This is a genomic window from Flavobacterium sp., assembly GCF_043778725.1.
Taxonomy (GTDB): domain Bacteria; phylum Bacteroidota; class Bacteroidia; order Flavobacteriales; family Flavobacteriaceae; genus Flavobacterium.
In genome coordinates this window covers 38,331-52,228 of record NZ_JAYWFT010000039.1, presented here as the reverse complement: position 1 = coordinate 52,228, position 13,898 = coordinate 38,331, and the positions used below count along the sequence as shown (strand labels likewise).

Here is a 13,898-nt window from a genome sequence, read left to right as displayed (position 1 = left end):
AAAAAAAAATAAAATAACCTTATATCTTTTAAAAAATATATATGTGTCGTGATGAATCATAACTCATAAACCATCAACCCACTACGAAACTTCGGTTCAATATAAGTACTTTTCGGTGGCATAATTAAATTATTGTCTGCCAAAGCTTTAATTTCTGAAATGTCCGATGGAAATAACATGAATCCAACTTCAAATTCACCTTCGTCAACCAATTCTTTTATGGTTAAAATAGATTGTTTTCCAGGAATGTATTCAATGCGTTCGTCGTTTCGTAAATCTTCAATTCCTAGAATGGGTTGTAAAACTTTATCATATAAAATTTGAGCATCGAGATTTTCTAATATTTTATTTTTATTTTTGACATTGCCATTGAAATTGTCATTGCTTTCTTGTTTGTAAAATAATGCATAAAAACTTTCATCAAGATACATTCCAAATTCAAATTTACTTTGTGGTTTCCACAATTCTTGTTCTTTTGGCTTAATAATGAAATGATTGGCTAATTGTTCAAGAAAATCTTCTTTTGAATGACCATTTAAATCTCGAATAATTCGGTTAAATTCATAAATTTTCACATTACTTTCTGCTATTAGAAAGCTCATAAAATTATTCAAGTTCTTATTTCCTTGAGCTATATTTTGATCGTATAATAATTCTGCCGAAGCCGAACGGTGGTGTCCATCGGCAATATATAATTCTGGAATGTTCTCAAATTGATTTTCCAACCAAGCAATTTCAGCTTCGGTTTCAATTTTCCAAAGTGTATGTTTTTCTTTGTTGGTTGTCGAAAAATGATAGATTGGCTGTTCCTTTTTCTTTTCAGAAATCCACGAATTTATTTCAAGATTATCTGGATAAGTAATCAAAACAGGTTCGGTATTAAAACCAGTTTGTTGTAAATAATCCTTAAAATATTCCACACGATATTGCAACGTATCTTCGTGTTTCTTGATGATATTATTTTTGTAATCCTCAATCGAAGTTCCGGCAACTATTCCAATAAAAGACTGATTTTTAGTCTGAATTTCATACAAGAAGAAAGCCGATTTTTCATCTTCTAAAAAAACTCCATCGTTTTTAAAATCTTGATATTTATGAGCTACACCTTTAAAACGCTTGTCTAAAGTAATCTTCTGAGAATGTACATACGCAGGATTTATTACGTGTAGAAACGAATAAGGATTGAAATCCAACCATGAAGCTAATTCAGCAGGCGAATAATCATCATAATTACGACAAGTTACCAATGCTACTTTATCAGGAGTTGGTCTAACGGCTTTGAAAGGGATTATTTTGCTCATTTATAGTTTTTTAGTACTTAGTAATTAGTCCTTAGTTGGTAATAGTTTTAACTAAGGACTAAGTACTAACGACTTTTATTTGCTAAATTGTTTAGAAACTTTCTCTGCTTTTTTACTTTCAGAATAATCGTAGAAACCTTCACCAGATTTTACACCCAATTTTCCAGCCATAACCATATTTACTAAAAGTGGGCAAGGAGCATATTTTGGATTTTTGAATCCGTCGTACATAACGTTTAAAATTGAAAGACAAACGTCAAGTCCAATAAAATCTGCCAATTGCAATGGTCCCATTGGATGCGCCATTCCTAGTTTCATAACTGTATCAATTTCAGAAACTCCAGCAACACCATTGTATAACGTTTCGATAGATTCATTAATCATTGGCATCAAGATTCTGTTGGCAACAAATCCGGGATAATCGTTTACTTCTGTTGGAGTTTTCCCCAGTTTTATAGATAATTCCATGATAATTTTAGTCACTTCATCCGATGTCGAATAGCCACGGATAATTTCAACCAATTTCATTATTGGCACCGGATTCATAAAATGCATTCCGATTACACGTTCAGGATGAACTACTTGTGCGGCAATTTGAGTTATTGAAATAGATGAAGTATTGGTTGCCAAAATCACATTGTGGTCGCAAACTTCACTTAGTTGCTTGAAGATATTTAGTTTTAATGTTACATTTTCTGTTGCAGCTTCAACTACCAAATCGGTTCCAACAACGCCATCTTTTATGTCGGTGTAAGTGATTATATTTCCAATGGTTTTGTGTTTGTCTTCTTCGGTGATTGTTCCTTTAGAAACCATTCGATCAAGGTTGGAAGCAATTGTTGCCATTCCTTTTTCGAGAGATTTTTCGGAAACATCAATTAATTTTACGGTAAAACCGCTTTGTGCAAAAGTGTGAGCAATTCCGTTGCCCATTGTTCCTGCGCCTATTACAGCTATTGTTTTCATTATGTTTGTTTAATTTGTTTTTTCTTTAAATAATAGTTTATTGAGAATAAAGTAATCATAATAATCAAAGTGATTAATGTAGAAATCGTATTATGATTTATTCCTCTAAATAAAAAAACGAATATCCATTGAATTACTGATATCCTAGTTAAAAAAGTTAGCGTTTTGGATTTAATATTAAATAATGATGTAAATAAATTGAAAAAGAATAAATGTAAAGTTGAAGTTAATATGCTGCCTGTAAAATCGTTGTGACTTTTGAACATATAAAAACTTATAATAACACAATAAATTACAAGTGCTATTATGAATGATTTTTTATTGTTTTTGATTTCAAGAAGTACTTGCTTCATTATGTTTGTTTAGTTTGTTTTAGTTTTTTTGATAAGATTTCCATTTTCAAAATATAAATCTAACTTTTTTGTTCCATTATCATTAAATTGTTCCCAATGTCCATCGGGTAAACCATTTTTAATTGAGTAAGTTCCTTTGGTTTTTCTATTATCAAAATAAAAAGTATCAATTCCAGTATATTTTTCGCTACTATGTATTTCGCAATCTCCCACATAATATACTCCGTTTTTTTCAATTATATAATCACCAAGAACTAATTCATCTTTATCTCTTTTTCTTTTAAATTGACAAGAAATAATTGATAATATTAAAATAGAAAAGATAAGATATAGTAATATTTTCATTTATTTCTCGTTCATAGAATCAATAATCATGTAAGCAACTCTTAAAGCTTCTGTTCCATCTTCTAAAGTTACAATTGGAGTTGTATTATTTACTATTGCATCTGCAAATGATTCTAGTTCATCCAAAATAGCGTTGTTGGGTTCAACTTCTGGATTTGCAAAATAAATTTGTTTCTTTTCGCCTTCTGCATTTTGCAAAATCATATCAAAATCTCCTGGAATTTCTGGTGCATCTTTCATTTTTACAACTTCGCAAATCTTGTCTAAATAATCCACAGAAATGTAAGCGTCTTTTTGAAAAAAACGAGATTTACGCATGTTTTTCATTGAAATTCTACTTGAAGTAATGTTTGCTACACAACCGTTTTCAAATTCAATTCGAGCATTGGCAATATCTGGCGACTGACTTAAAACAGAAACACCACTTGCATGAACGGCTTTAACTTTCGATTTTACAACGCTTAAAATTGCATCAATATCATGAATCATTAAATCTAAAACTACAGGAACATCTGTACCACGCGGATTGAATTCGGCCAATCGATGTGTTTCAATAAACATTGGACTATCAATCATATTCTTGACAGCAGTAAACGCAGGATTAAATCGTTCTACATGACCAACTTGTCCTTTTACATTATATTCTTTAGATAAAGCAATGATTTCTTCGGCTTCTTCAACTGTTGTGGCAATTGGTTTTTCTATAAAAACGTGTTTACCAGATTTTATAGAAACTTTAGCACATTTATAGTGCGAAAGAGTAGGAGTTACAATATCTATAACATCTACAGCGTGAATTAATTTGGCAATTGTATCGAATTGTTTGTATCCAAATTCGGCTGCAATTTTAGCTCCGTTTTCGTGATTTTCATCATAAAAACCTACTAATTCATATTTTTCTGATTGATTTAATAATCGTAAATGTATTTTTCCGAGATGACCAGCACCTAAAACGCCAACTTTAAGCATAGAATTAAATTTTATCAAAAGTACAAATTATTAAAGAAATTCCAATATTGAAATTCCAAATTCCAATTCAAAAAAATCGGAGAGAATTTGTAATTCATAATTTGAAAATTCAATTATTTAATGTTATTTTACGAAAACTAATTTACTATAAAATTGAACAATACTAACAAGCATCAAGGACTTAGAAATCAACTAGCTAAAGTTTTAGAAGAGAAAGGAATTACGGATAAAAATGTATTGGAAGCGATTAAAAAAATTCCGAGACACTTATTTTTGAATTCTAGCTTTGAAGATTTTGCTTATCAAGACAAGGCATTTCCTATTGGTGCTGGACAAACGATTTCGCAACCTTATACTGTTGCTTTTCAAAGTCAATTATTGGAAGTTAAAAAAGATCATAAAATCCTTGAAATTGGAACTGGAAGTGGTTATCAAACTGCTGTTCTATGTTTGCTTGGAGCAAAAGTTTATTCCGTTGAAAGACAAAATGAATTGTTTAAAACAACGTCATTATTATTGCCAAAATTAGGAATTCGACCAAAGCATTTATCGTTTGGCGACGGCTATAAAGGTTTGCCAAATCATGCTCCATTTGATAGTATTATTGTAACGGCTGGCGCACCAATTATTCCGCAACCGCTTATGGCTCAGTTAAAAATTGGAGGGAAATTGGTAATTCCTGTTGGAGAAAAAGACCAGATTATGACCATGTTAATCCGAAAAAACGAAACCCAATTTGAAAAACACGAATTTGGTGATTTTAAATTTGTACCCTTGTTAGAAAATAAAAATTAGTATATTGTAGCGTCTAAAACTATTCAAAAAATAATTAATGAAAAAAATAATTACCATTTGTATTCTGTTTGTCAACATTGCTTTTGCACAAACTAGTGAGAAAAAAGTTTGGGATTTATTGTTGTCCAATAAGCGAGAAGAGGCACGAAAATTATTTGACAAGGATTTAAAATCTAAAGAAAATTCTAATGTTGATTATCTAATTTTGGATGCAATGATAGATTATGAATTGGGCAAATTAGCATTTGACGATACTTATTTGCAAAAATTTATTTTGGTTTGTAAACAAAAAGAATACTTGTATCCTTTATGGTACAAACCTTATATTATGGATAATGCCAATTCTAATGGATACAATGATTATACCTATAAAAAAATTGATTTATTAGCAGCTTCTTCCTTTGGAAACGATCCTTTAGTAACTTATTTTAAAGCAATTTGTGATAGAAAAAGAAAAAACTATGAAGGTTTTAATTCTCAAATAAAAAAATTAAATGCTATTGAAGATTGGCAGTATTGTGGCGTTTTTGAAAACTTAAACGATAGTGGTCTAGAAACCGAATATGAACCTGAAATTTATGCCAATAATGATAAATTATTTGACGCTAATAGTAATGGAAAAATAGGTTGGTATGTTCCAGAAATAAAGCAAAATGAAGGCTATCATTTTTATACAAATGAATCTGAGTATGGTGATGGAATTATCTATTCGCAAGTTTTTATTGAATCACCATCTGATAAAGATGTTTTTCTAAATTTTGGAACTAGTTCTTCCATTAAAATTTTCGTTAATGATACCGAAATTTACGCCAATAATATGGCACAACATACAGATTTGAATGCTTACAAACTGAAATTCAAATTAGAAAAAGGAATAAATAGATTGCTAGTAAAGTTCTCATCTACTGCAAGTAATGATAATTTTTTCGTTTCACTTACTGATGATTTAAATAATAAATTTTCAGATTTAATTTTTTATAATACTTATAAACCTTATAAAAAATCTATATTGGAGCAATTGAATGTAGTTGAATTAAATCCTTCATTTGAAGATTTTTTCAAAGATTTGACAGTGAAGAATCCAGATAATATACTTTATAAAATACTGTTATTTAATGCATATTCTAACAACAGTAAAAATGAATTGGCTAATGATGTTATTGAAGAATTAGTAAAAAAATATCCAAAGTCATCAATGATTCAAGTAATGCAAATGACCAATTACTCTAATAAAAAAGAGACACAAAAGGTAGAAGAAATTGCCAAAAATTTAGAAATCAATGATGAAAATTATTACTACAATATATTAAACAAAATTCAGGATACGAACTGGATGAAAACTGCCAATATTGTAGATCTTGAAAAATATAGAGATAAAGCGCAAACAATAAAATCGGATATGGTTACTATATTGTATGATTTTATTTTGGCATCAAGAAAATCTGACATTAACTTAATGTTGCAAAAACTAGAAGAGTTATTTTCTAAATCTGATAATAATGAATTTTATATAACTTCATTTTCATCCGTTTACCAACAATTAAAAAACGATAAAGCCAAAGCCATTTCTATGTTGGAAGAATTGGTTGCTAAAAAAGAAAATTTAGTAGCTCTAAACCAGCTGAAACAATATTATATAGCTGCAAATAGAAAAAGTGACGTAGAAAAAATGGTGCATGATGTAAGTGATAGATTTGCCTATTCTAACGATTTAAGAGTTAATTATATTGATATTTTAATTGATGATAAAAAATATACTGAAGCATTGGTAGAAGTTGATAAAGCACTTGCTAATTTTCCGTATTCTTTTGATTTAATGCAAAAAAAAGGAAGTATTTACAATAATTTGAATAATGTTAAAGAAGCTGAAAAATTCTTTAGGCAATCATTATCACACAATTCTGGAAATAGTTCTCTTAGAAAACAATTGTATGATATTACTAAAATTCCTGATGAAATAGAGGAAGTTGCTACCAAAGATATTTATAAAGTTATAAAAGCTAGACGAAATTCAACTCTTAAAGGAGATTTTGGCGTGACCACATTATTAGATGAATATATTGTAAATATTCTTCCAGAAGGTGGAAGAAAATCTAAAGTTACATTTCTATATGAAATAACTTCTGAAAAAGGAATTGAAGAAATGAAAGAATACAACCTTCAATCTAACAGTAATTCAGTTCTAAAATCGGAAATTGTAAAACTTGATGGTTCTATAGTTCCTGCCGAAGAAGGTGATGGAACGTTAGTTTTTACTGATTTAAAAGTAGGTGATGTTATTTTTATTCAATACGAGCGATATGAAAATTCGTTTGGAAGATTTTATAAGGATTTTGATTTATCATGTTATTTCAATAGTTATTATCCAACATTAGAATCTATTTTTGGATTTATTTATCCTCCAAATACCGAATATATTTCAGATTTTATAAACGGATCAATAACGCCTTCCACAAAAAAAATCAATAATAAAACTGTAATGATCTGGAAAAAAACCAATGTTCCAGCAATGGCTTTGGTAGAATCTTATGCACCTAATTTTAGTGATTTGACAAACACTATTAGAATAAGTACCATAAAAACTTGGAAAGAAATTTCTAATTGGTATTCTGATCTAGTAAAGAAAAATTTAAAATTAGATAAAATTACTAAAAACACATATGATGAAATTTTCCCTAATGGTGTAGCAGGAATTTCTCAAGAAGAAATAGCCAAAAAAATATATACATATATAGGAACGAACATCAATTACAGTTCATTAGATTTTAGACAAAGTGGTTATGTACCACAAAAACCTTCTAAAACTATAACTACAAAACTCGGCGATTGCAAAGATGTATCTACACTTTTTGTAGCGCTATCGCAACTTGCAGGACTAAAAGCAAATTTAGTATTGGTATCAACAAACGATAACGGATTTACATCTATGCTACTTCCGTCTAACGATTTTAATCATTGTATAGTGAAAGTAATGCTAGACAATAAAGAGCAATTTCTTGAATTAACAGACAAATATTTGCCGTTTAAAGCATTGCCAAGCAGTTTATTTAATGCTAATGCTTTAGTAATTTCATTTGATAAAGCAGAAAACGAAAAGTCTAAAATAATTGCAATACCATTTGACAACGCATTAAAAAACACTGCAACAACTAGAACAATAATGACAATTGATGATAAAGCTAAAAGTTATAAAAGTACATTTAATGTTCAAGGTGCTAATAAATCATATTATAACGAAATGTTTTCTGAGGCAACAACAGAGGATGTTCGCAAGAAAAAATTTGAAGAAGATTACAATGCTAAGTTAAAAAAAGTAGTAACTGTACAAAGTTCTAAAGTAATTACCAATCAAATGTATGATAAAGATATTACATTTGAAACAGAATTTATGGTATCTGAGCGAATTCAAACAGTTGGAAATTTGAAAATTACAGATGTACCTTTTCTAGACAAAGTTTATACTCGTGACATAATATCATTAGAAACTAGAAAATATGATATTGATTATTTTAATTATGAAACAAGTAATGATTATTTATCGGAAGTAATAATAGATATTCCAATTGATAAAAAAATTACTGAAATTCCAGAAGGAAAAACATTTGTTTTTAAAGGACATAAATATGTAATTTCTTTTGAATTATTGAAACCAAATTCATTAAAAGTAGTTAGAACTGTCACCTTAAATTGGGATAAAATTACAACATTAGATTATCCTGAATTTAAAAAATATGTAGATGATGTAATCGCTGCCGAAGAGCAAATTGTTGGATTTAAATAAAAAAATATGAAAATAAAATTATTATTTTTCCTCTTTCCTATAATGACTTTTTCACAAGGATATACAAGCTATTTTACAGGAAATACAACTAATATATCGACCAATCCACAATTTGGGGTTTGTCTTATGGGTGGTGCCACAGAGCACGATAATGCAATGGCGTGGTTGTTACAAAAAGCTAATGGTGGCGATGTAGTTGTATTACGTTCCACTGGAAGCAATGGATATAATGATTACTTATATTCTCAACTTGGTGTTACAGTAAATTCGGTAGAAACTTTAGTAATTACTTCTGTTGCCGGCGCCACAAATCCTTATGTTTTAGATAAAGTTGCCAATGCCGAGATGATTTGGTTTGCAGGTGGAGATCAATATAATTATATTTCATATTTTAAAGATAATGCACTTGAAAACTTAATTAATAATCATGTAACTGTAAAGCACGCACCAATTGGCGGCACAAGTGCAGGAATGGCAATATTGGGAGGAAGATATTTTTCTGCCCAAAATGGAACGGTCACTTCTGCACAAGCAATGGCAAATCCTTATGCAAATAATGTTACTTTAGGAGGATATTCTGGAACAACGCTGCCTATGACAGATTTTTTAAATGTACCTTTTTTAGAAAATGTAATCACAGATACTCATTATGATAATCCAGACAGAAAAGGAAGACATGCAACTTTTATAGGACGATATAGAGCAGATTATGGTACAACTGTAAACGGAATTGCATGTAATGAATATGTAGCAATATGTATAGGAACTGACGGAATTGCACATGTTTATGGTGATTATCCAAACTACCAGGAGTTCGCATATTTTATTCAACCCAATTGTAATTGGACTAATGGAAATCCTTATTGTGTTGCTAATCAACCTTTTTCTTGGAATTTTAATGATGGCGCATTAAAAGTTTATAAAATTCCTGGAACAATGAACGGAACGAATACATTTGATTTAAATAACTGGCAATTTCCAAATGGAGTAGGTGGAAGTTGGGAAAACTGGTCAATTACTAACGGAGTTTTTTCATCAGTTGCAGGAAATGCACCAGATTGCATTTTAAACAATTCAGATTTTGAAAATAATAAAATATCATTATATCCAAATCCTGTAAAAAATATTTTAAATATCGATAATTTAATAGTAGGCAGTTGTATAATATATAATACGCAAGGTAAAATTGTTAAAGAAATCAATAAATTGTCAAATCAAATTGACGTTTCTAATTTATCAAGTGGAATTTATCTTATAAAAATCACATCAGATGAAAAAATTATAACCAGAAAGATTATCAAAGAATAAACTAGAAAATCCATTTCATAGTATTGAAATGGATTTTTTTATTTACTTATAATGTTTAAATAGCGCTCTAAACATTCTTTTTCTATTTGTGCAATAAACACTAAAAAATCTTCTTTATTGCCCAATGTTTGTGCTGTTTCTAAAGATTGATAATAAGTCATTCTAGAATCATAATCTCCTTTAATATTGGCAATAACATAGCCATTTTGCAATAATATAAGATTCATTATTAAACGTGAAGTTCGTCCATTTCCATCTATAAATGGATGAATTGTAACCAAACGTTCGTGCATTTCTGCTGCTAAAATTACTGGATGTATTTTACTTTTATTTTCTTCAAACCAAAAGAAATAATCTTCCATTTCCTTAGCAACAATATAAGGTTGTGGTGGCATGTGAGCACTACCTTTTATCATCACCTGAACCCTTCTATAACGACCAGCTTCTTCAGGAATAATGCCTCTAAGGATTAAATTATGAACCGATAATAACTCTCTTTCATTTAAGGGAAAATTTCGTTCCATTAATTGTTTTATGTAGGCAATTGCTTCAACATGATTGATGGCTTCAAGATGTTCGCGCATACTTTTTCCAGAAATAGTTAATCCCTCATTGATGACCAAATCTGTCTCACGAAGTGTTAATGTATTTCCTTCTATTCTATTACTTTCAAATGTATATTCAAGTTCTAGTGCTTGTGCAATTCTAAAACTGTCAAACTCTCTAAAAGTATCAAGTTTTTTCTTCAAGACATCTATTTCATCAAGAATAGTTTGCAAGCTTTTTGAAATAGATTGTTTTGCTTTTTTATAACTATTTTCTATTTCTTCCTGAACTTGTTGCATGGCTTTTACTGCAAAATCATCATCACCAATTTCATAAAGAATTCTTTCTTTTAACCACGCAATCATTAAAGTTTCGTAGTCAATCTCAAGTAGCGATGCTAGTTTGGCTACTTGCTCTTTGGTAGGTTTTCTCGTGCCGTTTTCAAATTTACTAATTAAGGCTTGATCAATTTTTAGTAATTGAGCCACTTCTCTGGTCTTTAAACCTTTTTGTTCTCGCGCATTTTTGAGTAGTGTTTTCATTTTTTTTTATGACTTTTTATTTCATGACAAATTTAGTCATTTTTTTGAAGAAAAAAACAAAAAAACATTTTTTTTAAAATTTAATTAAATTCTTTTTTAACTCGTGCCAAATCGCGCTTGGTATCTTGTTCTTTTAGATTTTCGCGTTTGTCATAAGTTTTTTTACCTCTGCACAGTCCGATTTCTAGCTTTGCCAATCCTTTTTCATTGGTAAAAAGGCGCAAAGGAACAATTGTTAAGCCTTTTGTATTAACATCTCTTTCTAGCGATTTTAGTTCTCTTTTGTTAAGTAAAAGTTTGCGCTCGCTTCGGGCTTTGTGATTAAATTGATTTCCAAAAGCATATTCTTCTATAGAGGTATTGATGGCAAAAAGTTCTCCACCATCATTAAATTCGCAAAAGCTTTCGGTAATATTGGCTTTTCCTAATCGGATGGATTTTATTTCAGTACCAGTTAAAACAATTCCCGCCGAATAGGTTTCGATAATTTCATAATCGAATCTAGCTTTCTTGTTAAGTATGTTAGCGGTTTTAATCATATTGGTGCAAATGTAGTAACAAATTAATGAAAGAAAAAAGAAATTATTTAGTTCGAAATAAAAAATCAAACTATGATTTATATCAGTTTTTCTAAGAAGTAATGACGATAAATTTGCCCTATAATTTAAAACTATAAACAAAATGAAAAATTTTTTATTAGTTGCAGCAATAGCTTTATTTGGTTTAACTGCAACTTCACAAGAGAAAAAAGAAAGTCAAGGTTTACTTGGTACATGGTGGATTGCTGGTCAAGTATCATTTGCATCTGAAAAAACTGGTGATGCAAAAACTACATCAAACATGATTTTGCCAATTGTTGGAACTTTCATTACTCCTTCTGTAACAGTTGGTGTTGGTGTTGGAAATATCAGTTCAAAAACGGTTAATGGTGCAGGAGCAACGACTGCCAATGCAAGCACTTTTGTTGTTAAACCATTAGTTAGGAAATACTGGAACGTTTCTGGAGGTTTATTCTTTTACGGTCAAGCAGCATTGCCAGTAATGATTGGTAAAGACAAAATTTCTGACGCAAAAACTTCTTCATTCGCTTTAGAATTAGCACCTGGTTTTGACTATATTGTTAATAAATGGATTACTGTAGAAACTTCATTTACAATTTTTAATGTTGGTACAATAACCGAAACTCCAAATGTTGGTGATAAAACAACAACATTTCAATTCAATGCAAACCCAATGAACTCTGTTGGAGATAGAACTTTAGGTAATTTACAAGTTGGAGTTAAATTCTTATTTTAAGAACAAAATTATTTTTAGTTATTGGTTAGTTTCGATTAATTTCGAACGGAAAGGTCATCAATTTTTACGGTGACTTTTTTTTAATTTTATATTTAAAAAAATATTATATTCGTAAAATTAACCAATAAAAATGTTTAACATGACAAAAAATATCTTAAAATTGATAGTTTTATCTGTGTTTGTTTTTGTGTCTTGCTCTAAGGAGGATTCTTTTAATGAAATTACAATTGATCAATCACAGAAAAATCCGCTAACAATACAACAAATTAACGCTAAAATTAATGAGTCAATGACTTCTAATGGTGCTTTTAATTGGAAAGATGCTTCCAATCATTTACTATGGAGTGCTTCTTTTAGAGGAAATCACATTGTAACTATTGGTTTTGGATCTTCCTCAACAGATTTTGACAGAAGTAAATCTCCAGAAAACACCAAACTTCAAGCTAGTTTACTAAATATTATTGCACATTATGAAGGAAAAACAAAAGAAGAAATTGTTCTTTCTAGTGATACTTATCTTAATTTAATGGATGTTTACATTGAAAAACAAGAAACAATAATTGCTCTAAGAAATAATAAATTTATCAGATATATTGAACCTGGCGATTATAATTATTTTGCAAATTCTGAAGTTGAAAAACCTAATGCGAATACAACAAATTCTTCGGGTTCTTCGGGTTGCGGATATGAAGCAGAAACTTTAAATCCTGCCGATTATACTACAATATCTCCTGGAGCAAAAGTGCCTTGGACTTTTTATCAACACAACATTCCTAGTGCTTGGAACGTTTCTACAGGAAGAGGAATTACTATTGGAATTATTGATACCGGTGTTTCTCCAAATCAAACTTTATTGGGAAGCAACTTCAACGATGGATTGTCAACTGGAAGAACAATTCAAAAATTTGGAGTATATGTAGATTCTATTTGGCCATGGAGTACTGGTACTGATGGACCAAATGACCAATGCGGACACGGAACAAGTATGTCATCTGTGGCTGCGGCACCAAGAAATGATAATGGCTTGCCAGTTGGCGTTGCCTATAATTCTAATTTAATAGTTTATCGTGCAGCTTCAAATGTTGTTCTTGACGGATATCATGAGCAAAATGGTGTAAAAAATGCATTTACTGCTTTAGCAAATAATGTAAATGTTAAGATTATTTCAATGTCAATGGGTCATATTTTCTCTGTCGGAAAGATTGAAGATGGTGTAAAATATGCTTACAGCAAAGGTAAATTAATTTTTTGTGCAGGCGGAACTTCTACAAGTTTCACCAATTTTGTAGGCGTTATTTTTCCTGCTTGGATGCCAGAAACTGTTGCGGTTACTGGAGTTATTGAAGGAACGTCCAATCAAAGATGTAATGTTTGTCATTCTGGAAGTAAAATAGATTTTACAATTCAAATGCAAAGAAGTGCATCAGGAAATACAGTTCCAGTTGATAGTTATTATGATAATCAAACAGACTATGTTGGTGGTTCGTCTGTGGCAACAGCTACTACTGCTGGAATTGCTGCTTTGGTTTGGGCTAAAAATCCTACTTGGACAAGAGATCAAGTTTTAACTAAAATGAAGCAATCGTCTACTTATTATCCAACAAAAAATGCAGATTATGGATATGGAAACATCAATGCTTTTTTAGCCGTTCAATAGTTTAAAAAATAAAGAAAACCATCATCAGGAAACTTTTGA

11 protein-coding genes are annotated in these 13,898 nt (G+C 30.1%); 5 read left to right on the top strand and 6 right to left on the bottom strand.

The window, feature by feature from the left end:
• Positions 1 to 56: 56 nt before the first annotated feature.
• The 4 genes from ACH2CG_RS03670 to ACH2CG_RS03655 form a co-directional block, all read right to left on the bottom strand.
• Positions 57 to 1,301, bottom strand: coding sequence for a DUF1015 domain-containing protein (locus ACH2CG_RS03670; RefSeq protein WP_395062308.1), 1,245 nt, complete (start codon positions 1,299 to 1,301; stop codon positions 57 to 59).
• A gap of 75 nt (positions 1,302 to 1,376) precedes the next feature.
• Complete coding sequence (locus tag ACH2CG_RS03665) at positions 1,377 to 2,267, bottom strand: 3-hydroxyacyl-CoA dehydrogenase family protein (protein ID WP_395062306.1); 891 nt, start codon at positions 2,265 to 2,267, stop codon at positions 1,377 to 1,379.
• A 362-nt stretch (positions 2,268 to 2,629) separates the two neighbouring features.
• Positions 2,630 to 2,965, bottom strand: a complete 336-nt coding sequence (locus ACH2CG_RS03660) for a hypothetical protein (RefSeq protein ID WP_395062304.1) — start codon at positions 2,963 to 2,965, stop codon at positions 2,630 to 2,632.
• Positions 2,966 to 3,934, bottom strand: coding sequence for a Gfo/Idh/MocA family protein (locus ACH2CG_RS03655; protein WP_395062303.1), 969 nt, complete (start codon positions 3,932 to 3,934; stop codon positions 2,966 to 2,968). It abuts the gene before it with no gap.
• 153 nt (positions 3,935 to 4,087) lie between these two features.
• Here ACH2CG_RS03655 and ACH2CG_RS03650 point away from each other — a divergent pair, with 153 nt between their 5' ends.
• The 3 genes from ACH2CG_RS03650 to ACH2CG_RS03640 are packed head-to-tail and all read left to right on the top strand — an operon-like array spanning position 4,088 to position 9,818.
• Positions 4,088 to 4,729, top strand: a complete 642-nt coding sequence (locus ACH2CG_RS03650) for a protein-L-isoaspartate(D-aspartate) O-methyltransferase (RefSeq protein WP_395062301.1) — start codon at positions 4,088 to 4,090, stop codon at positions 4,727 to 4,729.
• A 37-nt stretch (positions 4,730 to 4,766) separates the two neighbouring features.
• Positions 4,767 to 8,510 carry a transglutaminase domain-containing protein gene (locus ACH2CG_RS03645; RefSeq protein ID WP_395062299.1) on the top strand — a complete coding sequence of 1,248 codons (3,744 nt, stop codon included), beginning with the start codon at positions 4,767 to 4,769 and terminating at the stop codon, positions 8,508 to 8,510.
• A 6-nt stretch (positions 8,511 to 8,516) separates the two neighbouring features.
• Positions 8,517 to 9,818 carry a T9SS type A sorting domain-containing protein gene (locus ACH2CG_RS03640; protein WP_395062297.1) on the top strand — a complete coding sequence of 434 codons (1,302 nt, stop codon included), beginning with the start codon at positions 8,517 to 8,519 and terminating at the stop codon, positions 9,816 to 9,818.
• 38 nt (positions 9,819 to 9,856) lie between these two features.
• On the opposite strand, the gene ACH2CG_RS03635 is transcribed toward ACH2CG_RS03640, so the two are convergent.
• Together ACH2CG_RS03635 and smpB are read right to left on the bottom strand one after the other, a co-directional pair.
• Positions 9,857 to 10,906 carry a Fic family protein gene (locus tag ACH2CG_RS03635; protein WP_395062295.1) on the bottom strand — a complete coding sequence of 350 codons (1,050 nt, stop codon included), beginning with the start codon at positions 10,904 to 10,906 and terminating at the stop codon, positions 9,857 to 9,859.
• Between the two features lie 80 nt (positions 10,907 to 10,986).
• Positions 10,987 to 11,445, bottom strand: coding sequence for an SsrA-binding protein SmpB (smpB, locus tag ACH2CG_RS03630; RefSeq protein WP_395062293.1), 459 nt, complete (start codon positions 11,443 to 11,445; stop codon positions 10,987 to 10,989).
• Between the two features lie 142 nt (positions 11,446 to 11,587).
• Here smpB and ACH2CG_RS03625 point away from each other — a divergent pair, with 142 nt between their 5' ends.
• The gene (locus ACH2CG_RS03625) at positions 11,588 to 12,202 is read left to right on the top strand and encodes an outer membrane beta-barrel protein (protein ID WP_395062291.1); all 615 of its coding nucleotides are present in this window, start codon (positions 11,588 to 11,590) and stop codon (positions 12,200 to 12,202) included.
• A gap of 139 nt (positions 12,203 to 12,341) precedes the next feature.
• Positions 12,342 to 13,859 (top strand): S8 family peptidase, encoded by a 1,518-nt coding sequence (locus ACH2CG_RS03620; protein WP_395062289.1) that lies wholly within the window; start codon positions 12,342 to 12,344, stop codon positions 13,857 to 13,859.
• The last annotated feature ends 39 nt before the right edge of the window (positions 13,860 to 13,898 follow it).

Excerpts from the sequence above, each read along its gene's own strand:
- ACH2CG_RS03645 (WP_395062299.1), top strand. The coding sequence starts at position 4,767 with ATGAAAAAAATAATTACCATTTGTATTCTGTTTGTCAACATTGCTTTT.
- ACH2CG_RS03670 (WP_395062308.1), bottom strand. The coding sequence starts at position 1,301 with ATGAGCAAAATAATCCCTTTCAAAGCCGTTAGACCAACTCCTGATAAA.
- smpB (WP_395062293.1), bottom strand. The coding sequence starts at position 11,445 with ATGATTAAAACCGCTAACATACTTAACAAGAAAGCTAGATTCGATTAT.
- ACH2CG_RS03665 (WP_395062306.1), bottom strand. The coding sequence starts at position 2,267 with ATGAAAACAATAGCTGTAATAGGCGCAGGAACAATGGGCAACGGAATT.
- ACH2CG_RS03660 (WP_395062304.1), bottom strand. The coding sequence starts at position 2,965 with ATGAAAATATTACTATATCTTATCTTTTCTATTTTAATATTATCAATT.
- ACH2CG_RS03640 (WP_395062297.1), top strand. The coding sequence starts at position 8,517 with ATGAAAATAAAATTATTATTTTTCCTCTTTCCTATAATGACTTTTTCA.
- ACH2CG_RS03655 (WP_395062303.1), bottom strand. The coding sequence starts at position 3,934 with ATGCTTAAAGTTGGCGTTTTAGGTGCTGGTCATCTCGGAAAAATACAT.
- ACH2CG_RS03620 (WP_395062289.1), top strand. The coding sequence starts at position 12,342 with ATGACAAAAAATATCTTAAAATTGATAGTTTTATCTGTGTTTGTTTTT.
- ACH2CG_RS03635 (WP_395062295.1), bottom strand. The coding sequence starts at position 10,906 with ATGAAAACACTACTCAAAAATGCGCGAGAACAAAAAGGTTTAAAGACC.
- ACH2CG_RS03625 (WP_395062291.1), top strand. The coding sequence starts at position 11,588 with ATGAAAAATTTTTTATTAGTTGCAGCAATAGCTTTATTTGGTTTAACT.